17 protein-coding genes are annotated in these 21,106 nt (G+C 68.6%); 8 read left to right on the plus strand and 9 right to left on the minus strand.

All coding sequences use genetic code 11. The features are described from left to right. Nucleotides 1-1,224, minus strand: coding sequence for an aminotransferase class V-fold PLP-dependent enzyme (locus AJAP_RS18145; protein ID WP_038513216.1), 1,224 nt, complete (start codon nucleotides 1,222-1,224; stop codon nucleotides 1-3). Between AJAP_RS18145 and AJAP_RS18150 the strand changes: the two genes are divergently transcribed. Continuing rightward, nucleotides 1,223-2,596 (plus strand): aminotransferase-like domain-containing protein, encoded by a 1,374-nt coding sequence (locus AJAP_RS18150; RefSeq protein ID WP_038513218.1) that lies wholly within the window; start codon nucleotides 1,223-1,225, stop codon nucleotides 2,594-2,596. The genes AJAP_RS18145 and AJAP_RS18150 overlap by 2 nt on opposite strands. A gap of 26 nt (nucleotides 2,597-2,622) precedes the next feature. On the opposite strand, the gene AJAP_RS18155 is transcribed toward AJAP_RS18150, so the two are convergent. Beyond that, entirely contained in the window at nucleotides 2,623-3,252 is a 630-nt protein-coding gene (locus tag AJAP_RS18155) for a hypothetical protein (protein ID WP_038513220.1), read from the minus strand. A gap of 70 nt (nucleotides 3,253-3,322) precedes the next feature. Continuing rightward, nucleotides 3,323-5,122, minus strand: a complete 1,800-nt coding sequence (locus AJAP_RS18160) for a right-handed parallel beta-helix repeat-containing protein (protein WP_038513222.1) — start codon at nucleotides 5,120-5,122, stop codon at nucleotides 3,323-3,325. A gap of 88 nt (nucleotides 5,123-5,210) precedes the next feature. On the opposite strand from AJAP_RS18160, the gene AJAP_RS18165 reads away from it, so the two are divergent. Both AJAP_RS18165 and AJAP_RS18170 read left to right on the plus strand, forming a co-directional pair. Beyond that, nucleotides 5,211-6,080, plus strand: coding sequence for a TetR/AcrR family transcriptional regulator C-terminal domain-containing protein (locus tag AJAP_RS18165; protein ID WP_038513224.1), 870 nt, complete (start codon nucleotides 5,211-5,213; stop codon nucleotides 6,078-6,080). A 91-nt stretch (nucleotides 6,081-6,171) separates the two neighbouring features. Further along, on the plus strand, nucleotides 6,172-7,305 hold the full coding sequence (locus AJAP_RS18170) for an SWIM zinc finger family protein (protein WP_038513226.1): 1,134 nt from the start codon (nucleotides 6,172-6,174) through the stop codon (nucleotides 7,303-7,305). Here the strand turns inward: AJAP_RS18170 and AJAP_RS18175 are convergent. Both AJAP_RS18175 and AJAP_RS18180 read right to left on the minus strand, forming a co-directional pair. After that, a complete protein-coding gene (locus AJAP_RS18175; protein ID WP_038513228.1) occupies nucleotides 7,288-9,735 on the minus strand; it encodes a DUF6493 family protein in 2,448 nt (815 codons plus the stop codon). The two genes, AJAP_RS18170 and AJAP_RS18175, sit on opposite strands and share 18 nt — an antisense overlap. An 80-nt stretch (nucleotides 9,736-9,815) precedes the next feature. Further along, nucleotides 9,816-10,655 (minus strand): NAD(P)-dependent oxidoreductase, encoded by an 840-nt coding sequence (locus AJAP_RS18180; protein WP_084098227.1) that lies wholly within the window; start codon nucleotides 10,653-10,655, stop codon nucleotides 9,816-9,818. A 54-nt stretch (nucleotides 10,656-10,709) separates the two neighbouring features. Between AJAP_RS18180 and AJAP_RS18185 the strand changes: the two genes are divergently transcribed. Further along, a complete protein-coding gene (locus tag AJAP_RS18185; RefSeq protein WP_038513232.1) occupies nucleotides 10,710-11,093 on the plus strand; it encodes a MerR family transcriptional regulator in 384 nt (127 codons plus the stop codon). Between the two features lie 12 nt (nucleotides 11,094-11,105). On the opposite strand, the gene AJAP_RS18190 is transcribed toward AJAP_RS18185, so the two are convergent. After that, entirely contained in the window at nucleotides 11,106-12,095 is a 990-nt protein-coding gene (locus AJAP_RS18190; RefSeq protein ID WP_016334432.1) for a malate dehydrogenase, read from the minus strand. 43 nt (nucleotides 12,096-12,138) lie between these two features. Next, nucleotides 12,139-12,627, minus strand: a complete 489-nt coding sequence (locus tag AJAP_RS18195) for a MarR family winged helix-turn-helix transcriptional regulator (RefSeq protein ID WP_038523334.1) — start codon at nucleotides 12,625-12,627, stop codon at nucleotides 12,139-12,141. 91 nt (nucleotides 12,628-12,718) lie between these two features. On the opposite strand from AJAP_RS18195, the gene AJAP_RS18200 reads away from it, so the two are divergent. From AJAP_RS18200 to AJAP_RS18215, 4 genes are all read left to right on the plus strand, one after another. Beyond that, complete coding sequence (locus AJAP_RS18200) at nucleotides 12,719-13,129, plus strand: nuclear transport factor 2 family protein (protein ID WP_038513234.1); 411 nt, start codon at nucleotides 12,719-12,721, stop codon at nucleotides 13,127-13,129. 8 nt (nucleotides 13,130-13,137) lie between these two features. Next, complete coding sequence (locus AJAP_RS18205; RefSeq protein ID WP_038523337.1) at nucleotides 13,138-13,992, plus strand: LLM class F420-dependent oxidoreductase; 855 nt, start codon at nucleotides 13,138-13,140, stop codon at nucleotides 13,990-13,992. 256 nt (nucleotides 13,993-14,248) lie between these two features. Continuing rightward, nucleotides 14,249-14,890, plus strand: a complete 642-nt coding sequence (locus AJAP_RS18210) for a DUF4360 domain-containing protein (RefSeq protein ID WP_038513236.1) — start codon at nucleotides 14,249-14,251, stop codon at nucleotides 14,888-14,890. Between the two features lie 223 nt (nucleotides 14,891-15,113). Continuing rightward, the gene (locus tag AJAP_RS18215; RefSeq protein WP_038513238.1) at nucleotides 15,114-15,758 is read left to right on the plus strand and encodes a DUF4360 domain-containing protein; all 645 of its coding nucleotides are present in this window, start codon (nucleotides 15,114-15,116) and stop codon (nucleotides 15,756-15,758) included. A gap of 128 nt (nucleotides 15,759-15,886) precedes the next feature. Here AJAP_RS18215 and AJAP_RS18220 read toward each other — a convergent pair whose 3' ends face one another. Beyond that, entirely contained in the window at nucleotides 15,887-17,974 is a 2,088-nt protein-coding gene (locus AJAP_RS18220; protein WP_148311528.1) for an FUSC family protein, read from the minus strand. After that, on the minus strand, nucleotides 17,971-21,051 hold the full coding sequence (locus AJAP_RS18225) for a GH92 family glycosyl hydrolase (RefSeq protein ID WP_038513240.1): 3,081 nt from the start codon (nucleotides 21,049-21,051) through the stop codon (nucleotides 17,971-17,973). The genes AJAP_RS18220 and AJAP_RS18225 overlap by 4 nt, the downstream gene beginning before the upstream one ends. Nucleotides 21,052-21,106 lie beyond the last annotated feature (55 nt).

The raw sequence follows: 21,106 nt of genomic DNA on the forward strand, positions 1-21,106 counted from the left end.
TCAGGCGGCGAGTTCGGCGACGGCCGCGGCGACGTCGTCCACTTCCCGCTCGGTGTTGTAGTAATGCGGACTCAGCCGCAGGCACCAGTCGACGTCCTTGTCCCCGAAGTCGAACTGCGCGAACTCCCGGTAGCTGAGCGCCGAGTTGATCCGCCTGGCGTCCATCGCCGCTTTGAAGGGCACGGCCTCCCAGCCCTTGATGGAGAACGTCACCAAGGCACCCAGTTCCGGGCCACGGTCGAGCACTTCGATGCCCGCGATGGCGCGGAGACCGTCCCGCAGCCTGGCCGCGAGCGCGGGGGTGCGTCGTGAGATCGCCTCCAGGCCGACCTCACGGGCATACCTCGCCGCCGTCGCGCAGCCGAGCACGGTGGCGTAAGGGAATTCCCATTCCTCGAACCGGGAAGCCGACTTCGCGGGTTCATACGTGCCGGGCGCGCTCCAGCGGGCGCCGTGCATGTCGATGAACAGCGGCTCGTGCCCGGCTTCGAGGAACCGGTCGGACACGAACAGGAACCCCGAACCGCGTGGGCCACGCAGGAATTTGCGGCACGTCGAAGTGAGCAGGTCGGCGCCGATCTCTTCGACGTCGATGGGGTACTGGCCGACCGACTGGCAGGCGTCGACCAGATACAGCAGACCGAGCTCCCGGCAATGCCGCCCGATCTCGGCGACCGGCTGGACGAGCCCCGAGTTGGTCGGGATATGCGTGGCGGCGACCAGTTTAGGTTTCCTCGTGCGCATCAGGGCCGCCATGGCCTCGACGTCGACACCGCCTTCCCGCGTGTCCGGTGCGTGCACGATCTCGACCCCGAACCGCTTCCGCAGCGACAGGAACGCGATCTGGTTGGAGATGAAGTCGTTGCGGGTGGTGAGCACGATGTCGCCGGGCTCGAACCGGATCGAGGAAAGCGCGGTCGAGTAGGCGTGGGTGGCGCTCGCCGCGAAGGCGATGTTGCGGGGCCGAGCGTTGATCAACGCGGCGGTCTCGCGGTAGAAGCCGGCGACCTGATCCGACCGTGCCGCGGCGGCCTCGTAGCCGCCGAACTCGGCTTCGAGATTCAGATGATCGAGCATGGCGGCCAGTACCGGCTTCGCCAGCAGTCCGCAGCCCGCGTTGTTGAAGTGGACGACCTTCTCGCTGCCCGGTGTATCGGCCCGCAGCGCGGGAATGTCCAGTAGTGATTCCGTGCGATTTCCAGTAGCACTATCATGGTCTTTCATGTCGGATAGTAGCACTTCCGCACTCGTTCTCCAGTTGCGTTCCCTGATCCGCACGGCGGCCGCGGGGGACCGGTTGCCCAGCAGCCGCGAGCTGATCGAGCGCTACCGAGTCGGCCCGGTGACCGTCTCGCGCGCGATCGCTCTGCTGGCGGCCGAGGGCGCTGTCGTGACCCGCCCCGGAAGCGGGACGTATGTGGCGGCCAGGCCGTCGACGGCGGACGGGCCACTCGACACGGCGTGGCAGACCGTCGCGCTGACCGATCGCAGCGTCGACACCACATCGCTCACCGGCGTCCTCGGCCCGCCACCGGAGGGCGCGATCCTGCTCGACGGCGGATATCCACACCGATCACTGCAGGCGACCCGTTTCCTGAGCGCGGCGCTCGCGCGGGCGGGGCGCCGTCCGGATTCCTGGGATCGGGCCCCCGCTTCCGGACTGGCCGCGTTGAGGTCGGTGTTCGCAGGCCCGGCCGGTGCGTCACCGGACGACGTCCTGATCACCGCCGGCGGCCAGAGCGGGCTCTCCATGGCGTTCCGGGCGATCGCGGCGCCCGGCAGCCCGGTCCTCGTCGAATCGCCGACCTATCCGGGAGCGCTCGCCGCCGCACGGGCGGCGGGGCTCCGCCCGGTGCCGGTTCCCCTCGACGACGACGGGGTCCGGCCGGATCTGCTGGCGGAGGCGTTCGCGATGACCGGCGCCCGGCTCTTCTACTGCCAGCCCACTTTCCACAACCCGACCGGGACCGTGCTCACGCCGGAACGCCGCACTCACGTCCTCGAGGTGGCGCGCGCGGCGGGCGCTTTCGTGCTGGAGGACGACTTCGCGCGGCACCTCTCGCATGGAGCCACGGCACCGCGTCCGCTGATCACCGACGATCGCGACGGCACGGTCGTGCATCTGACGTCGGTGACCAAAGCCGCCGCGCCGAGCCTCCGGATCGGGGCGCTGATCGCGCGTGGACCCGTTCTCGACCGGATGAAGGCGATCCGGCGGGTCGACGATTTCTTCGTCTCCCGTCCGCTGCAGGAGGCGGCCCTCGAACTGCTCAGCGCGCCGTCCTGGGAACGTCACGTGCGGAAGCTGGGCTCCGAACTGCGGCAGCGATGCGGAAAGGCGGCCGCGACGCTGGCGGGGGAGTGTCCTGAGTGGACTGTCGCGCGGTTGCCCGAGGGCGGATTGCATCTGTGGGTGCGGTTGCCGGCGGGGAGTGATGCGAACGCGGTCGCTCGCGCGGCGAGGGAGCGGGGAGTCGTGGTGGGCGCGGGGGACCGGTTCTTCGCCGCCGAGCCGGCCGGACCGTTCCTCCGGCTCGGCTTCGCCGCCGCGAACGACGTCGCCGAGCTCGTCGAAGGCATCAAGCGGCTCCGTTAAGTGTATAACGACCTATACGGTGGGGCTCAGGCCAAAATCGCATCAAGCAACAGGTAAACACCGCCGCCGAGGACGACACCGGTGGCCATCCCGGCCGTGACCTCGGCTTTGGTGTGATCCCCGAGTTCGACGCGGGACCAGCAGACCCAGCCGACGCCGAGGAAGACCAAGGCGAGCCAGGGGCCGTAGACGCGGATCAGCATCACGGCCGCACCCGCCGCCACCATCGCGTGCATCGAGATCTTGAATTCGAGCCCGAAGGTGATCGCGAGCGCGGCGACCAGGCAGACGAGTTCGGCGGCCGCGAGCGCGATCATCTCGTGCGGGGCGCCGCCGGCGATCAGGACGACGAAGCCGGCGGTCAGCGAGCCGATGCAGACCGCGAACGGGACGAGCCGTCCGGCGCGATCGGTGACATGGTGGCTGTCCCACTTGCCCTTCCTGGCGCCGCGCACGATCACGGCCATCGGGATCAGCGAGCCGGTGACGCCGACGACGAGACCCCAGAGCACTGTCTCGCCGACGTGGTATCCGGTGACCTTCCAGGCGACGATCAGCGGGAGACCGAGCACCCAGACCCAGGGAGCGAGCACCTCGGTCGCGATCCGCGCGAGCCGTCGGCGGGTCCCGGTGGCTTCCGTGGTCTGGGTCGGCATCGCGCGTGGTCTCCTCGATGATCGTGGCCGGAGCGGCTCCTGCCGGACTCGCGCCCGGCAGGAGCGGTGATCATCGTTCCAGACCTCGGCGGCCCGCCCGCGCGAGGATGTCCGCGCCCGCCGGGTCCGCCCGGACTGCCTCGTCGAAACTCTCCTTGGGCAGCACCGTGTTCCCGGCCACGGTCACCGTCTCGGGCGGGGTGTCGTAGCCGTCGGGCAGGGCGTCCCAGAAGTTGCCGATGAAGGCGACGTTCTCCATCGGCGGGCCCACCTGGAGCACGATCGGGGTGTCGGCCCGGTGGACGATGTTGCCGAGGACGGTGATCCACACCGCGCCGTAGTCGGTGTAGAGGCCGAAGTTGTACGAAGTGAGGACGTCGCGGATGACGTTGCCGCGGACCAGCGCCCCGCCGGCGAACGACGAGCCCTGTGGTGCCGACAGGTAGATCCCGCCGCCGTCCATGAGCTTGCCCATGCTGCGCTCGACGAGGTTCGAGATCACCTGCGTGCCCTTGGCGTACTCGCCGCCGGTGATCACGATGCCGTTGTGCGGGACGTCGTGGATCTCGTTGTGTGCCACGGAGGTCTCCGCGGACTCGACGACGAGGACGGCGGGCGAACCTCGGTACTCGGTGCCGATGTGGTGGACGAGGTTGTCTTCGACCGCGACCCGGGTGCTCGCGTGGACGGCGATCCCGCTGCCCGAGATCTCGTCGAAGACGTTCGACAGGATCCGCACGTCGGTGGCGTCCTCGATCAGCAGACCGCCCGCGCCGAGTCGGGTGAAGTGGTTGACTTCGAGGGAGACGCGGCTGACCGACGTGAGGCTGACGTTGGCGGGCAGTTGGACCGGCTGGGCGGGCACATGGACGTAGCCCACGTCCGCGCCGAGGTCGATCTTCTGGAAGTCGCCCCGTTCGTAGCGTGCGTTGCCGTGATAGTGCAGGTAGCCGCCAGTGCGGTCGGGACCGGACCAGGTCGCGTCGGTGAAGGTGAAGCCGCGTAGCACGAGGTCGTGGACGCCTCGTCCGCTGATGAGCGTTTCGAGCATCGGAGCGACGACACTGGTCTCGTTGATCTTCTCGCCGGGCCGCGGGCGGTAGTGGAGGACGTGATCGCCTGTGTCGGTGCGGCGGACGGCGAAGGTTCCCGGTTCGGTCAGGAAGGCCAGGTTGTTCTCGAGCGTGGACGGCGCGGCGAGGCCGTCCCAGGCACCGTCGCCACCGGCGCCGTACCACTTGGCGTCGTAGAGGGATTTGGCGTTGTCGAAGGCGGGCTGAGCCATCGTGATCGTGGTCGAGGAGGCGTCGCCGGAGATGGACGCGACCGCGAGCCGGGCTTCGGACCACGGATAGACGCCCGGGTACACGAACTCCAGCCCGGAGGGGTCCGGCCACGATTGAGGCTCCACGCTGTCCGTGACGTAACCAGTGGCTGTTTTCGTCACGCTTCCCGGGAGCCCGTCCGCGCGGGCTGCCCGGGCCGCGGGCTTGCCGTCGACGGTGAGCCGTCGCGGTGCCAGGTCGCCGATCGGCGCGGTCCAGGCGCCGTCGTCGCCTGTCGACCAGCCGGTGATCTCGCGGCCGCCACTCAGTTCGACCTTTGCCTGGTCGGCTGTTCCGTAGCCGTGTGCCTGGTAGATCACGCGGAAGCCGTTCGAGCCGGAATCGGCTTGTGTGTCGGCGAAGGAAAGGGGTTCGTCCAGTCGGTAGACGCCCGTCGTGAAGGAAACGATGACGTCACCGGTCATGGTGGCCGTCGCGGCGCGGACCGCCTTCTGGGCGGCTTTCGGCGTGGCGAACGGCCGGTCGGCGGTGCCAGGCCAGCCGTCGCTGCCGTCCGGAGATACGAAGAACCTGATTTCGGGCATGCTGAAGCGCTCCTGCGAGAGGTATATGGGATATACTGAGGTTTATCAGCTAAACACGAACGAGCGAAGAGCGTCAAGGGAGTAGCGGGTGGCGGAAGACGACGCGCAGCCGGATCCGGAGCGCGCGATCGAACTGCTGTGGGGGGCCTCCGAGCCGGAGCGGCCCGGATTGAGCCTCGGCCGGATCGTCGCGGCGGCCGTCGAGGTCGCGGACGCTGAAGGGCTCGCGTCGCTGTCGATGCGCAAGGTCGCGGAACGGTTCGGCACCACCACCATGTCGCTCTACCGGTACGTCCCCGGCAAGGCGGAACTGGTGGAACTCATGCGGGACGCGGTGTACGGCGAGTTCCCGATGGGGTCTTCGGACGGGCTCGGCTGGCGAGCGGGCCTCGAACGTTGGGCGCGACTGGCCTGGGAGAGGTATCACCGGCATCCGTGGCTGGTCCACAGCGCCGGGTCCCGCCGCCTGCCGGGGCCGAACATCATGGCCGGCTATGACCATGCGCTGGACGTGGCCTCGCGTAGCGGTCTGGCGCCGGCGCAGGTGATCGCGGTGGTGAACCTGGTGGGCGGATTCGTCGAGTCGGCCGCACGTCAGGCGGGGGAGGCCGCGGAACTCCAGCGGCGCACGGGGGTGACCCATGAGCGCTGGTGGAGCGAACGCGAGTCACTCTTCGAGCGTCTGGACCGCTATCCGGCGTTGGAGCGGCTGTGGAAGGCCGGGGGAATGGATGCTCCGCTGGACGCCTTCGAATTCGGGCTGCGGCGAACCCTCGACGGTGTAGAGACGCTCGTCCAAAGCCAGGGGAGTGAGGTAATCAGTGACGAAACCGGGGGAGGGGAGTGCGTCGTCTGCGGTAAGCCGTTGGACGGGGGAGGGCGGGGCCGGCCTCGGGACTACTGCTCGCGGGCGTGCCAGCAACGCGCGTACCGGCGTCGTCAGACTCAAAGTGTATAACGACCTATTCGGCTGGGCTTTGAACAAGATCAACTTCAGCTCCATTGCAAAACCCGCAAAGACTGTCGGAGGCCCTGGCTAGGGTTGTCCGGTGATCACCGAGGTCTTACTGGAGCAGCTGGAAGAGGACGCCCCGACGTCCGTGCTCTTCCAGGGTTTTCTGGAGCCCGGAGCACAGGCGGCCCAGGCGCTGCTCGTGCTCGGGAAGGTCGCCCGCACCCGGTTCTGGATGCCTCCGTCCATGGTGAACCGGCTGATCGCCGAGTCCGATCCGGTGTTCACCGCGGACCGGACGACGTTGCGCGCGGAGGCTTTCTCGCCGTGCTGTGGCCTGTACGCCAGGCTGGATCTGCTGGAAGCGGGTGACCTCGGCGAGGGTTGCACCAATGTGGACCTGTCCGAGGCGACGCGAACCGTTCTGGCCGGGGTCGTCGCCCAGGATCCGTTGCATTTGACCGTTCGTGGCGAGGGGATCCGGCTCCGCACTCTCGACGGGCAGAACGACGAGTCCGTGGTGCCGCTGCCGGATCGCTGGGTGTCGGGGTTCGCCGAGGTCGCCGCCGTCACGGCGGGAGCGATCGAGAAGGCGGAGCTGGACAAGGCGGAGACACGGAACTTCTTGCGGAGGCTGCCTACGTCGGTCGGCCAGTCGTGGGCGGTGGCGTCGGGCCGTGGGCTCCGCCTGACGTCACGGCCGGGGCGGGATTCGATCCCGGCGACCGGGCTCCATCGGTTGCGGGTCGTCGAGCCGCTCGTCCGGTTCGCTCAGGGGCTGACCGTCTACACGCGACCGGACAGCGAGGTCGCGACCTGGGTGCTGCGGTTGGAGCGAGCGCGGCTCGTCGTCACGTTGTCCCCGGAGCCGTCCCGTGGTTTCTCGGGTGAAGGCGGCTGGCTGAACGCGCTGGCGGCGGGTCTCGATGCGCCGGAACTCGTCGCGGGTCGCGCCGGTCACGACGTCGTCGACGGCACGTGGTTCCCGCGTGAGCTGCCTAGCGGGGCCGCTCCGGCGAACGGCCGGCTGGCGAAAGCCCGTGAGCTGCTCGCTGCCGGAGCCGTCCGGAAGTTGCCGGACGGTGGCTACGAGATCACCCGTGCCGCCTCGGTGCAGCGCGTCCGGCTTTCGCCCGCCGGATGCACGTGTGCATGGTGGGCCAAGCATCAGGAGAACCGAGGGCCTTGTTCGCATGTGCTGGCGGCCCGGATGTCAGCCGCTGAGTCGTGACGCCGCCTTCGCCGCTTTCGAACTGCCCTTGAAGCCGGTGAGCCACTCCTTCGTTTCGGCGCTGATCGTGCCCGCGCCGCGGTCCACGAGGTCCGCGGCGAGTTCCAGCAGCGCGAAGATGCCGCGGTGTGAGGGCTCCAGCTTCGGCAGCAATGTGTCCAGTGTGGACAGTACGGCGATCGGGTGTTCGTTCGCGATGACCGAGAGCCGGGGCGCCAGTCGCGTGATGATGAGCTGCGGGCCGAGTGCGCCCAGCGCCAAGCCGAGTGCGCGGGGGCCGAGCATCCGACGGTCCAGCAGGGTCAGCACGGCGTCCGTGCCGAGCTGGACGGCGGCGGGGCGTTTCAGCGCGAGGGTGGTGGCGAGGAGCATCGTGCCGGGGATGCCCGGGACCGAGGGGCTGTCGAGGAACGGAGGCAGCGCGGCCTTCTCCACGGGATAGCCGACTTCGATGTCGTTGAAGTACAGGTTTCCGGCGACGGTGGCTTCGAGGTGGTCGCGGTCGTAGGGGGAGGAGACCGCTTCGTGGCATTCAGTGAAGCCGAGCCACTCGGGGGCCCGGTTCTCGAAGGGCGTGCCCAGCCAGGGAACCTCCTGCGCGGCGGGTTCCGGGGTTCGTTCGATGTCCAGTGTGTTCGAGCCGTAGTCGGTAAGACCGGCTTTCAGCGTCCAGGTGATGGGCGGTCCGGGTTCGCCGCGGAGCGCGGCGGCGGGGTCGGCGGATTCGGGGTGCCGGGCGCGGGCTGCGGCGAGGGCGGTCCAGCCTGTGTCGTCGATGGGCGGCCCGCCGAGGGCGTAGCGGATGGTGTCGGCGTGCGGTCCGGTGAGTTCCGTGGCGAGCGCGAGGGCCGCGGGCCTTGTGTCGGGGGCGAGACGGAGCAGTGCGTCGGCGACGTCGTCCTCCGCCGCGTCCGGGTGTTCGAGCATGCGGGCGACGAAGACGACGGGGTCGAGCCAGCCGCCTTGATGGGTGGCGGCGGAGACGGGGACGGCGGTGCCGTCGAGGAGGGCGGTGATCCGGTGGTGGAGGGGGCGGCGCCAGCCGTCGACCTGCGGTAGAGGGGCGACGTCGCGGCCGGTGAGGCCGAGGACGAGCGTGGCGATCATCTTCGGCACCGCCGCGCTGTACTGCTGGGCGGCGATTCGCGCGGCGCGTTTCACCAGCGGTTTGAGGGCGTCCTGGAGTTCACCCGCGACGCGGTGGGCGCCGTCGAGGGTGGCCAGGAGGAGGTCGGCCTGGTCGGGGTCGGCGAGGAGGGAGGAGAGGGCTTCGGCGACCGCGGCGGGAGTGTCGGGGATTTCGAGCGGGGTGGTGAGTGTTTCGCGCTGGTGCCACGGTGTTCGGGTGGGTTCCGGGTACTCGGCGGTCTCGATGACGGGCGGCGCCTCCGGGGTGACACCGAGCCGGGTGGTGGCGATGGCGCGGACGTCGGAGGCTTCGTGGGTGAGTGCCGCTTCGAAGACTTCGTTGGCGAGGTCGGTGAGTTCGGGTCGCCGGTCGGCGATGCGGCCGGCGAGTTTGAGTGCGAGTTTGGCGGTGGCGGCGCCGCGTCCGGCTGCTGCGGCGGGGAGGTGCTGGAGGGCGACTTCGTCGTCGAGCGTGCCCTGTTTGTCCACAAGGGACAGTGCTTTGACGGCGAAGGAGACGGTGCGGGGGAGGCTGCTTCCGCACAGCCGGGCATAGCGGTGCTGCGCCGCGGTGCGTTCGTCCGGGGTGGGGGCGAGCGCTTCGTGGAGCGCGGCGTACCACTGGGCGCGGAAGGCGGCGAAGTCGCGGGCGAGTACGTCGAGGGTGAGGTCGAGGAGCCGGGTGCGGTCGAGTTCGCCGGTTCCGGTGAGTTCGAGCAGCGCGGTGGACCATTTGTCCTCGTCGCGGACGTACTTGTCGAAGGCGGCGAAGCTGCCGTCGCCGTTGCCTTCGATCGTGAGCAGTTCCCAGATCTCGGTGAGGGCTTCGCGTTCGGTCCGGAGCCGTTCGGCGAGTGGTTTCCCGCCGAAGCGTCCGGCCCACCGGAACCAGCCGGCGTGGTACTCCGGTGTCCGGATGGGTTCGAGGTCGCCGTCGAGGATCATGCGGCGGACGGTTTCCCAGGCGGTGTGGTGGCCGATCATGCGCAGCGCGATCGTCTTGCGTTCGGTGAGCGAGCGGTCATGGAGGACGCGTTCGAGGATCGTGGGCGAGGCGATCCAGAGTTTGCGCAGCAGGGGGTCGCTCGCGGGGAGGGCGGTCCAGAGGGCGGTCGCGGCTTGCTGGGCCCTGAGCGGGTTGCGGGCGCCGTAGGTGTCGGGCTTGATCTCGACGAACTCGCGGCTGTCCTTGAAGGTGGCCAGGAGTTCGGGGACGAGGGCTTTCCGCTCGGCTTGGGAAAGCTCGAGGGCCCTGGTGAGGACTTCCGAGGGCTGGCCGGTGAGGAGCGCGTCGAGGTGCACGGGCCCATTGTGTCGTGTGTGGTGAGGCCGGTTCTAACCGTCCTCACCACACACGAGACCAGGCCAGTTCGCCCCGGCTCTCACGGAAGTGCGGCGAGCCTGCCGAATCCGTCTTCCCCGTGTCCCGCGTCGATGGCTCGCCGCACTTCGGCGCGGGCGGCGGACAGGACGCCGTTGTCGAGGTCTTGCGCGCGGATCGCGTCGAGGATGTGGTCCATCGTCGCGGCGGTGGCGTGGAGGGTGCCCGCGTCGCCGGGGTAGTTCTCGGTGGTGACCTGTTCGGCGAGCAGGTCGATCATGGCGGGGAAGAAGCCGAGGAGTGCCTTGGCGTGTTCGGCGATGTCGGCGGCGGGGATGCCTTCCGCCTTGGCGAGCGCGAACATGTGGATCACGCCGCTCATCGACGTCCAGAGCATGTCCTGCAACGACGCGTCGAAGGCGGCGGCCCGGCCGGGGGAGTCGCCGACGTACAGCACGTTCTCGCCGAGCGCGGCCAGTGTGGGCCGGTGTGTTTCGTAGACGTCGGCGGGGCCGCTGAAGAACAGGGCGGCGTCCGGGCCGCCGATGGCGTCGGTGGTCGCCATGATGACGCCGTCGAGGTAGTCGATGCCGTGCCCGGCGGCCCATTCCGCCATCGCGCGGGCCTGTTCCGGTGAGCCGCCGCTGAGGTTCACCAGGGTGCGGCCTTTGAGTGCGTCGGTGTCGAGGATCGATCGCGCGACGGTGTAGTCGCGCACGCAGACGATCACGAGCGGGCCGGCCGTGATCGCTTCGGCGGCGGTCGCGGCGACGGCGGCGTCGAGGCCGTTTTCCTTGCCAGGGGTGCGATTCCAGACGGTGGTGGGGTGGTCGGCGGCGATGAACGCGGCGGCGAGGGCGTGTCCCATGGGGCCGAGTCCGAGGACGGTCACGGTGGTCATGGCGGCTAAGCTAAACCTTGACATCCACGTGAGAGTCAAGTCCGGGGAGTGCGGATGCGGATCGGGGAATTCGCGCGGCGGACCGGCGTCAGCGAGCGCGCGTTGCGGTACTACGAGGAGCAGGGTCTGCTCACTCCGGAGCGGCGTCCGAGTGGTTATCGCGTCTATGGGGACGCCGACGTGGCGGCGGTGCGGCGGATCAGGATCCTGCTCGGGGCGGGGCTGAACACCGCGCAGATCCTGGAGATCCTGCCCTGCATCGTCGACGAGGACGGCTGGTTGACCCCCGATTGCCCGGAGCTGGTCGAAGCCCTGCGGGAGCAGCGTGCCCGGATCGACAGCGCGATCGGCGAGCTGGAGAGCACGCGCGCGAACCTCGACACGATCATCGGCCGCGAAAAGGCGGCCGTGTCCCGGGGGACACGGCCGCCTTCGTGAGGTGGTTCAGGCTCAGATGAGGCCGAGCTTCTTCACCGCGTCGCGCTCTTCGGCCAGCTCGTTGACCGAAGCGTCGATGCGGGCGCGCGAGAAGTCGTCGATCTCCAGGCCCTGGACGATCTTGTACTCGCCGTTCGCGGCGGTGACCGGGAACGAGGAGATCAGGCCCTCCGGGACACCGTAGGAACCGTCGGACACGACCGCCGCCGAGGTCCAGTCACCCTCGGGGGTGCCGTTGACCCAGGTGTGGACGTGGTCGATCGCCGCGGAGGCGGCCGACGCCGCGGAGGACAGGCCGCGGGCCTCGATGATCGCCGCGCCGCGCTTGGCGACGGTCGGGATGAAGTCGTCGGTGAGCCAGGCCTGGTCGGTGATGACCTCGGTCGCGGCCTTGCCGGACACCTCGGCGTGCGCGATCGACGGGTACTGGGTCGCGGAGTGGTTGCCCCAGATCGCGACCTTCTTCAGCTCGGTCACCGGTACGCCCAGCTTCTTCGACAGCTGCGCGAGGGCGCGGTTGTGGTCGAGGCGGGTCATCGCGGTGAAGCGGTCGGCCGGGACGTCGGGCGCGTGCGCCTGGGCGATGAGGGCGTTGGTGTTGGCCGGGTTGCCGACGACGAGGACCTTGATGTCGCTCGCCGCGCCGGCGTTGATGGCCTCACCCTGCGGCTTGAAGATGCCACCGTTGGCCTCGAGCAGGTCGCCGCGCTCCATGCCCTTCGCGCGGGGACGGGCGCCGACGAGCAGGGCGACGTTCGCGCCCTCGAAGGCCTGCTTCGGGTCGTCGAAGATGTCGATGCCCGACAGGAGCGGGAACGCGCCGTCTTCGAGTTCCATCGCGGTGCCCTCAGCCGCCTTGACCGCCTGCGGGATCTCCAGGAGCCGCAGCTTCACCGGGGTGTCCGGGCCGAGCAGCTGACCGGACGCGATGCGGAAGAGCAGCGCGTAGCCGATCTGGCCGGCCGCACCGGTGACGGTGACGTTGACAGGGGCTTGGGTCATTGCGGTTCTCCAGCTTGAGGCGACATCGACTTGTACCGCGATGCTAGTCCTGTCCCGAGTCGCCGTTCGGGTGCGTCCAGTCACTGTTTTCTTGATCGATGCCGTCGGCGGCCACGTTCGCGGCGAGTCGCGAGAGCAGCCCGGCCAGCGTGGTGATCTCTTCGTCGCTGAACCCGGCCAGGATCCGTTTGTCGTGCGCGATCGCCGCCTTCGCCAGCCGGTGGAAGACCGTTTCACCCTCGTCGGTGAGTTCGACGACGTGCACCCGCCGGTTGTCGGGATCGCGCCGCCGGGTGATCAAGCCCGCACTCTCCATGGCGTTCAGGTGATGGGTGAGCGTGGCGCCCTGGATGCCGACCGCGGCCGCGAGCTCTCGCTGGTTGGCCACGCGCCGGGTCTTGAGCGTGATCAGGATCTGCCAGACGGGCTGTGAGCCGCCGTCGGCGGCCAGTGCCTGATCGAAGGCACGCCCGACGGACTTGGCGGTCTTGGCGAGGACGACCCCGATGGGTGCCGCGGTGGGTTTCTGCACGTCCCGAAGCATAGCGCATCAATCTAAGGGTTTGACATCAAATCGTTCGATATCTAACGTTGAAGGCGTCGAACGAAACGGAGGAAACGCCATGCGCAGTACGGAGAACGAGATCCGCGACCTCGGGGCCCGCTGGGCCGACGCCGAGGTCCGCGGCGACACGGAGGCACTCGACGCGATGACCACCGCCGACTTCACCCTGGTCGGGCCGCTGGGGTTCGTACTCGGGAAACCGCAATGGCTGCAGCGCTACCGCGGCGGCGACCTGGTCACCGAGAAACTCGACTGGACCGAGGTCGACGTCCGCGACCACGGCACGGCCGCCGTGTCCGTCGGCGTGCACACCCAGGAGGGCACGCATCAGGGGAACCGCGTCGACGGCCGGTTCCGCGTCACCCACGTGTTCGTCCGCGACGACGACCGCTGGCTCATCGCCGGCATCCACCTGAGCCCGATCGGCGGGCCGCCCCCCTTCGCTCGCCCCGAAGCCCCCGGAAGATGAGGAAGATCATGCGAATCAGCGTCAGCGTCACCGATTTCTCCTGGCCCGGCGATCTGGTCGACAACCTTCTCGAAATCGCCCGGACGGCCGACGCGACCGGGCTCGACACCTTGTGGGTCGCGGACCACCTCCTGCAGACCGCGCCGGGCAGCACGCCGGACTCGGAGATGCTGGAGGCGTACACGACACTGGGCTTCCTCGCCTCGGCGACGTCCCGGATCCGGCTCGGCACCATGGTCAGCGCCGCCACCTTCCGGGCTCCCGCCCTGCTGGTGAAGGCGGTCACGACCCTCGACGTCCTTTCGCGGGGCCGCGCCTGGCTCGGCATCGGCGCCGGCTACCAGGAGGACGAGGCCCGCGCGATGGGACTGTCGCTTCCGCCGATCCCCGAACGGTTCGAACGACTGGAGGAGGCCCTCCGCATCGCCGGCCGGATGTGGGACGGCGACACGTCGGAGTTCGTCGGCAGGCACTACCGACTGGAGCGGCCGGTGAACAACCCTTTGCCGGTGCGGCGGCCGAAGGTGCTCATCGGCGGTACCGGGCCGAAACGGACCCTGCGGCTGGTCGCTCAGCACGCCGACGCCTGCAACCTCTTCGACATCCCCGACGGAGGCAAGACCGTCCGCGCGCAGCTGGACGTCCTCGCCCGGCACTGTGCCGATGTGGGACGGCCCGTCGAGGAGATCGAGAAGACCATCGCGACCCGGCTCGCGCCGGGGGAGTCCTCAAAGGACTTCGCCGGCCGGTGCGACGAGTTCGCGTCCTGGGGGCTGGACCACGTCGTGGTGATCACCGCCGGCGCTTGGGAACCCGGCGCGGTGGCCGTGCTCGGTGAAGCCGCGAGCCTGCTGGCAGCCTGAACCGGCTTGTCTCCGCGAAATCGTCAACGGTGAAGCCGCGAAAGCATTTTTCATATCGTGCGAATCGAATGGTGTTTTCCGGGTCCGATGGTGTTCCCATTGGCCCCGGAAAACGGTTACAGTCCATAATATCTTTTCATGAACCGATTGCCGAGACGGTTTCGTCCGATCGGCGGGCGGCATCGTGAAGATCGACTCGCTAGCATGAGTCCGCCCAGTTCCCCGCCCCCCGTGTGGAAGTTTTGGGAAGGACCCCATGCTCAATGCAGTGGTTGCCGCCGTATCTCTTTTCTCGTCGATAATAACGCCGAACAGCATGTCCCCGCCGCCCGGACCGCCGCCCGACCGGGTCGTCATCGACGTCATCACCGTCAACGGGTCCGGTTGTCCGCCGGGTTCGTCCGCCGTGGCCGTGGCCAGGGACAACAGTTCCTTCACGGTCACCTACAGCGAATACACCGCGCAGGTCGGCGTCGGCGCGAAGCCCACCGACTTCCGGAAGAACTGCCAGCTGAACCTCAACATCCACGTGCCGCAGGGATTCACCTACGGCATCGCCAGCGCCGATTACCGCGGTTTCGCATCGCTCGAATCCGGCGCCAAGGCATTGCAGCGGGCGAATTATTACTTCCAAGGGAATTCGCCGACCGCACAGGTGAGCCATCCCGTCAACGGGCCACTGTCGGACAACTGGCAATTCCGTGACGAAGCCGAAGGTGGCGTCATCATCTACAAGCCGTGCGGCGAGGACCGGAATCTCAACGTGAACACGGAACTGAGGGTCGGCGCGGGTTCGTCGGATCCCAAGAAGACCACCAGTTTCATCACGATGGATTCCACCGACGGCGCGTTCAAGACCACCTACCACTTCTCGTGGAAGACCTGCCCGGCCTCCTGACCTCTCCTCCAGGGTGACGGCCTGCTTCCCGGTCCGGAAGAAGGCCGTCCCACCCATGCCTGGTCAGGGCCTTGGCCGCTCTGAACGAGGACTTCACCGCTCGTCGCCGCCCTGCCCGGCGGCGACGAGTCTTCTCGACGACCCCATTTCCGGCGGGCGGCAGGGAGAAATCGTCTCGCTGAATCCGCCGATCCCGCCGTGTCGAAGCTTTGGGAAGGATCCCATGCTCAACGTGCTGGTCGCTGCCGTAACGCTTTTCTCCTCGGTCGTCACCCCGAACGCGTGGGTGCCACCCCCGTTGCCGTCCGACAAGATAGTCATCGACGTCGTGACGGTCAACGGAACCGGATGCAAACCCGGTACGGCGGCCGTTTCCGTATCGCCGGACAACACCGCGTTCACCGTCACCTACAGCGAATACACCGCCCAGGTCGGCGTCGGCGCGAAACCGACCGATCTGCGCAAGAACTGTCAGCTCAATCTCTACGTCCACGTGCCGCAGGGATTCACCTACGGCATCGCGGGCACCGATTACCGCGGATTCGCCTCCTTGGCCGCGGGAGCCACCGGTCTGGAACGCGCCAACTACTACTTCCAAGGCAATTCGCCGACGTCGTACGTGAACCACAGTCTCAAAGGCCCGTTCGAGGACAACTGGCAGTTCACCGACGACATCGAAGTCGGTGCCATCGTCTACAAACCCTGTGGTGAGGACCGGAACTTCAACATCAACACGGAACTGCGGGCCGCGGTCGGCACTTCCGATCCGAAGAAGACCACCAGCTTCGTCACCATGGACTCGACCGACGGTTCCATCAAGACCACGTACCACTTCTCGTGGAAGAACTGCCCGAAACCGAAGAACTGACCCCTGAACACCTCGTGAGTGCTCGCGGATGGTTTGAAGTACATGAAGGCCCCCTTCCTTGCGTCTAGCGCAAGGAAGGGGGCCTTCATGTACTTGGGGAAGAGGCCTTCACGGACCGACCTGGGACGTCACGGCTTCCCGGACGGCTCCGGATCGGTGGCCTCCACGCCGAACACCCGCCCCAACGCGATCACCGTCTCGTCCAGATGCCCGAGACTCGTCAGCACCGAACGCGCCCGCGGATCGTCGATCCGGTCCGCCACCGGCGTCCCGTCGTCCCGGACCAGCGTCCCGTGCCCCGAACCGCCGGGATCGCCGATCGCCTCCCGCAGCACGGCGGTGTTCGCCCGGATCCGCCCGGTGTACAGCAGCAGCCGGTCCGCCTCGTTGAGCAGCAGCCCCGCCTGCGACCGCGCCGCGACGTGCCGGGCGCGGAACGCGATCGTCTCCACCGTCGTGAGCACGTGCCAGCCGTAGTCCCGGCGGCTGCTGAGGTTCACCGGATGCGTCAGCGGCTCGATCGTCGTGCGGACCTTGTCCACCGCCCGGTCCAGGTCACGCGACTTCTCGATGACGCTCACGTTCTCCGCACCGGACAACAGACCCGCGGTCTTCTCGACGAACTCGTCCAGTTCCTCCAGCAATGCCGAGACGTCGTCGAGCATCACCGCGCGCGTGCGCACCGGCACGATCACCACCGCCGCCAGCACCCCGGCCGCCGCGCCGACCGCGGTCTCCGCCACGCGGATCCACAGCACCTCGAGGCTGAACGTCCCCAGCAGGCTGTACAGCAACCCGAGCATGCTGGTGATGAAGAACGCCATGATCACCTGCGACACCCGCGCCATGTAGACCATGCCGAACACGCACACCAGGATCAGCGCCAACGTCGCCGGCACACTGCCCGACACGAGCAGCGTCAGCACCAGCCCGCCCACGATCCCGATCAGCGTGCCGCCGATCCGCCGGACGCCCTTGACGAACGTCGCCCCCGCGGTCGACGAGCCGATGAACACCACGAACACGGTCAGCACCGCCCAGTACCACCGCTGGCTCGACACCAGTTCCCCGCCGAGCACGGCGAGGCCGCCACCCACGACGGCCTGGATGGCGCTGCGCGTCTGGTTGTCGTAGGCGAACGCCGACGACTTCTCCTCGTCGGGATCCTCGGGATCGTCGACGGCATCGGAGACGTCGTGTTCGGCGACCCGCTGCGCGCGCACGTCGGCCAGCGCGAGTTCGGCGAGCGCGCGCCGGACGCCGTCACCGGGCGCGGCGTGCTCGTCGATCCGGCTGCCTTCCACCAGCATCTTGCTGAACTCTTCGGTCTCGCTGATCAGCGGCAGCTCCCGCGGGTCCCGCTCGATCAGCGACCGGAACCGCCGCATCCGCGCGATCAGATCGTCGCGGACGTCGTCGTCGAGATCCTCGGCGCAGGTGCGCTGCACCGTGATCGTCAGCCATTGCACCGCCAGCTCGACCTCGATCGCGCGGCGGCGCAGCCGGTTCACCGAATCCGCGCCGGTCACCTCGGGCGCCGTGTCCTCGATGAGCAGCACGGACTCGTGCATGCGGGCGTTCGTCGTGCGGAGCCGCTTGCGGGTGCGCTCGCTGCCCCCGACCGCGAGGTGGTCCTCCGCCGCGCGCACCACCGCGGCGAGCCTGGCCCGGAACGCCCGCCGGATCCGCAGGAACTCCGCGTCGGTATGCCGGCGCAGCAGGACGAAACGGACCACCGCGTTGGCCGCGATCCCGATCGTCAGCGCCAGCAGCAGCACCGGGACCTGTTTCAAATGGGTCTGCAGGAACATCGCGAAGAAGAACAGGAAGAACGACAGCGAACCCAGCGCGATCCCGCGCGCACCGAATCGCTGCGCGTAGACCGCGACGAAGATCAGCAACACGAACACGATGCTGTCCAGCGGCGGCACCGCCGAGCCCACACTCGCCGCGGTGAGCGACGCCGCACCGAGGACCAGCCCGAGTATCAGCGTCACTGCCTGCTTCCCCGGGGTCTCGTCGTTGACGGTGAAAGCGGACGTCATCGCGGCGATCGCGGCGACGAGGGTGACCGTGAGCGGCTGGTGGAACGGCAGGATGGCCAGCACCGCGACCACGATGCTGAGCACGGCCGAGAAACCGAGCCGGAGCCGGACCAGGCCGGGATCGGAGGCGACCAGACGGTCGGTCGTGGCCTGGGTGATGCGGGAGATCATCGGGCGAGCAGCTCTCCTTGGGCGAGGGTGACCCGCCGGGCGGTGGACGAGGTGACGCGAAGACGGTATCGGGCGTGCCTCACCGGCCCGGCGAGGGCGAACGGCCGCGTCTGACGCCGCCAGCGGAACCGCTCACCTTCCCGCTGGTCCAGCAGCGTCCACTGCTCGCCGTCGTCGGAGCCCTCCAGCACCCACGAACGCGGGTCACCCCGCCGGCTTCCCGAGGTCAGCGTGTACATCACGACCTCACGCGAGGCGTCCTCGACCGGGAACTCGATGACGGGTTCGCGTCCGGGGAAGGTGATCTCGGTCTTGGTGGTGTCGTCGAACAGGGGGCCGTCGGCCACCGTGATGTCCGTGAGCGGGCCCGGGGCGGCGGGCTCGGCGGGGGAGCGGCCCCATTCCGACGGCTGCTCGCCCATCGCGAACTTCAGCACCGCGCCCTCGGCCAGCACGGAATGCGACAGCGCGCTGCTGTCGTGCGGTCGCCCGTCGATCGTCAGCCCCTGGACGTACACGGTGTCCTCCGTGTTGCCGGGCGCCTCGACGACCAGGTCCTTCCCGTTCTCCAGGTGGACGGTCGCCTTCGTGAACAGCGGCGAGCCGATCACGTACCCGGGGCTGCCCATCGCCAGCGGGTAGAACCCGAGCGCGGCGAAGACGTACCAGGCGGACATCTCGCCGTTGTCCTCGTCGCCCGGATAACCCTGGCCGAGGTCGCTCCCGACATAGAGCCGCCGCAGGACCTCCCGCACGATCCGCTGCGTCTTCGACGGTGCGCCCGCGTGGTGATAGATCCAGGGAATGTGGTGCGACGGCTGGTTGGAATGCCCGTACTGTCCCATCCGGACGTCGCGGGCCTCGGTCATCTCGTGGATCAGCCCGCCGTAGGAACCCGGTTTGCGGCCGGTCTCCGGGGTCGCGAAGAAGGTGTCCAGTTTGGACTCCAGCGCTTCGGTGCCGCCGTGCAGCGCGGCGAGCCCGGCGCCGTCGTGGGGGACGGAGAACGCGGTGTTCCAGGAATTCGTCTCGGTGAAGTCGCCGCCCCACGCCTCGGGGTCGTAACCCGCGGCACCGAAATGCCGGCTCCCGTCACGGTTGCGGCCCTGGAAGAACCCGATCAGGTGGTCGAAGTGGTTCGCGTACTGCTGCGAGCGCTGCCGGAAGTACGCGGCGTCGTCGCTCCGCCCGAGCGCCTCGGCGAAATTGGCGAGGCCGAAGTCGTTGACGCAGCCCTCCAGCGCCCACGACAGGCCTTCGTGGACCGACGTCGGCGTGAACCCGAGGAAGATCGACTCGTGCAGCCCCTTCCGTCCGACGCTCTGGCCGCTCGGTGTCACGGTCGCGTTCTTCAGTGCCGCTTCGTAGGCAGCCTCGACGTCGAAGCCGCGCACGCCCTTGAGATACGCGTCGGCGAACGCCACGTCGGAGCTGGTGCCGGTCATGAGGTTGGCGTAGCCGGGGGAGGACCAGCGCGAGATCCAGCCGCCCTCGCGGTACTGCTGGACGAACCCGTCGATCATCCGCCCGCACCGGCCCGGGGTGAGCAGGGCGTACGCGGGCCACGTGGTGCGGTAGGTGTCCCAGAAGCCGTTGTTGACGTACATCTCGCCGTCCACGACCTTCGCGCCGGTCTTGGTGCGCGTGCTCGGCCACCACCGGCGGATCACCGGACTCGCGTGACGGACGCCCTTCGGCGTGTCCTCGTGCGCGGAATTCGGATACAGGAAGAGCCGGTAGAGGTTGGAGTAGAACGTGGTGCGCTGATCCTCGGTCGCGCCCTCGATCTCGATCCGGTCCAGCACCTCGGACCACCGGGCGCGGGCTTGGTCACGGACCTGCTCGAAGGTCGTCCCGGCGGGGATCTCCTGGTCGAGGTTCCGCTTCGCCTGCGCGAGGCTGATCAGCGACGTCGCGATCCGCATCGTCACCTCACCCGCGGCGAACTCCACGAACCCGGTCACCGTGCGCCACACCGGACGCCGGATCCTCCCGCCGCGTTCGGCCGGGACGTCGAACTCGGCGTACACGAACATCCGTCGCGCCCCCGCCGACAACCGGCTGCGGACCCACGTGTGCCCGGTGACCACACCGTTCGCCGCGTCGAGGCGCACACCGCCCCGGTTGCGGGCGTTGTCGAACAGCAGCCAGCCGCGATCACCCGGGAAGGTGAAGCGGAACAGCGCCGCGTGATCCGCCGGGGCGATGTCGGTGGTGACGCCGTTGGCGAACCGGACACCGTAGTGATGCGGCCGGTCGATCTCGTCGTCGTGGGAGAACGCGAGCGCGCGGCGGGACCGGTCGGCCTCCACTTCTCCGATGCCCGGCATCACCTGGAAGGTGTGCCGGTCGCCCATCCACGGGCTCGGCTGATGTGACAGCGCGAAGGCCTGCAGTGCCGGACGGTTCTCGGCGTCGTTGTGCCGGTGGTAGCCGTAGATCCAGTTGGTGGCGCTCGCGTCGGTGACCGGGGTCCAGAAGTTGAAGCCGTGCGGGATCGCCGTCGCGGGGAAGTTGTTGCCCCGTGAGAACTTGTCGCTGGAGTGCGTGCCGCGGGTGGTGCGGACGTGGTCGACCGGCTCACGGATCTCGATCGTGCGCTCGGTGAGCCGGACGTCGTCCACCCAGCCCGCGCTGTCGCCGTCCGGCGGTTCGCTGACCAGGACGATCCGGGTGATCCGCCGTCCGGCGAACTCACCCAGCCGTCGGCGCACGAGATTCCACTGGTCCACGTACAGCGTCTTGCCCAGGCCCTGCTCCGTGGCGCTGAACCCGGCCGACGTCCCGTCGTCGAACTCGACGTCCAGCGCCACGAAGGTGCCGCGATAGCCGGGCACGTCGGACTCGGCCTCGGGGAAGACCACATAGGACAGTTCGGTGTGGCCGGTGACCTCGACGTCCACTTCGAACACCGTCGCGCGCAGCGTGTTCTCGTAGCGGAGCGCGTGCGCGCCGGTGAACCCGACGCCGGGCTTCGCCGTCGGCGACGAACGCGGTCCGGTGCCGACACGCAAGGCCGGATCCACCGGCTGCGGATCACCCGTTTCGAAGGAGGAGAAGAACCCGGTGATCGTCACCAGGCCACCGTAACTCCCGCGCGTGAGCCCGGCTCGGTGTGCCGCATCCAGAGGA

The organism is Amycolatopsis japonica (assembly GCF_000732925.1).
GTDB lineage: Bacteria > Actinomycetota > Actinomycetes > Mycobacteriales > Pseudonocardiaceae > Amycolatopsis > Amycolatopsis japonica.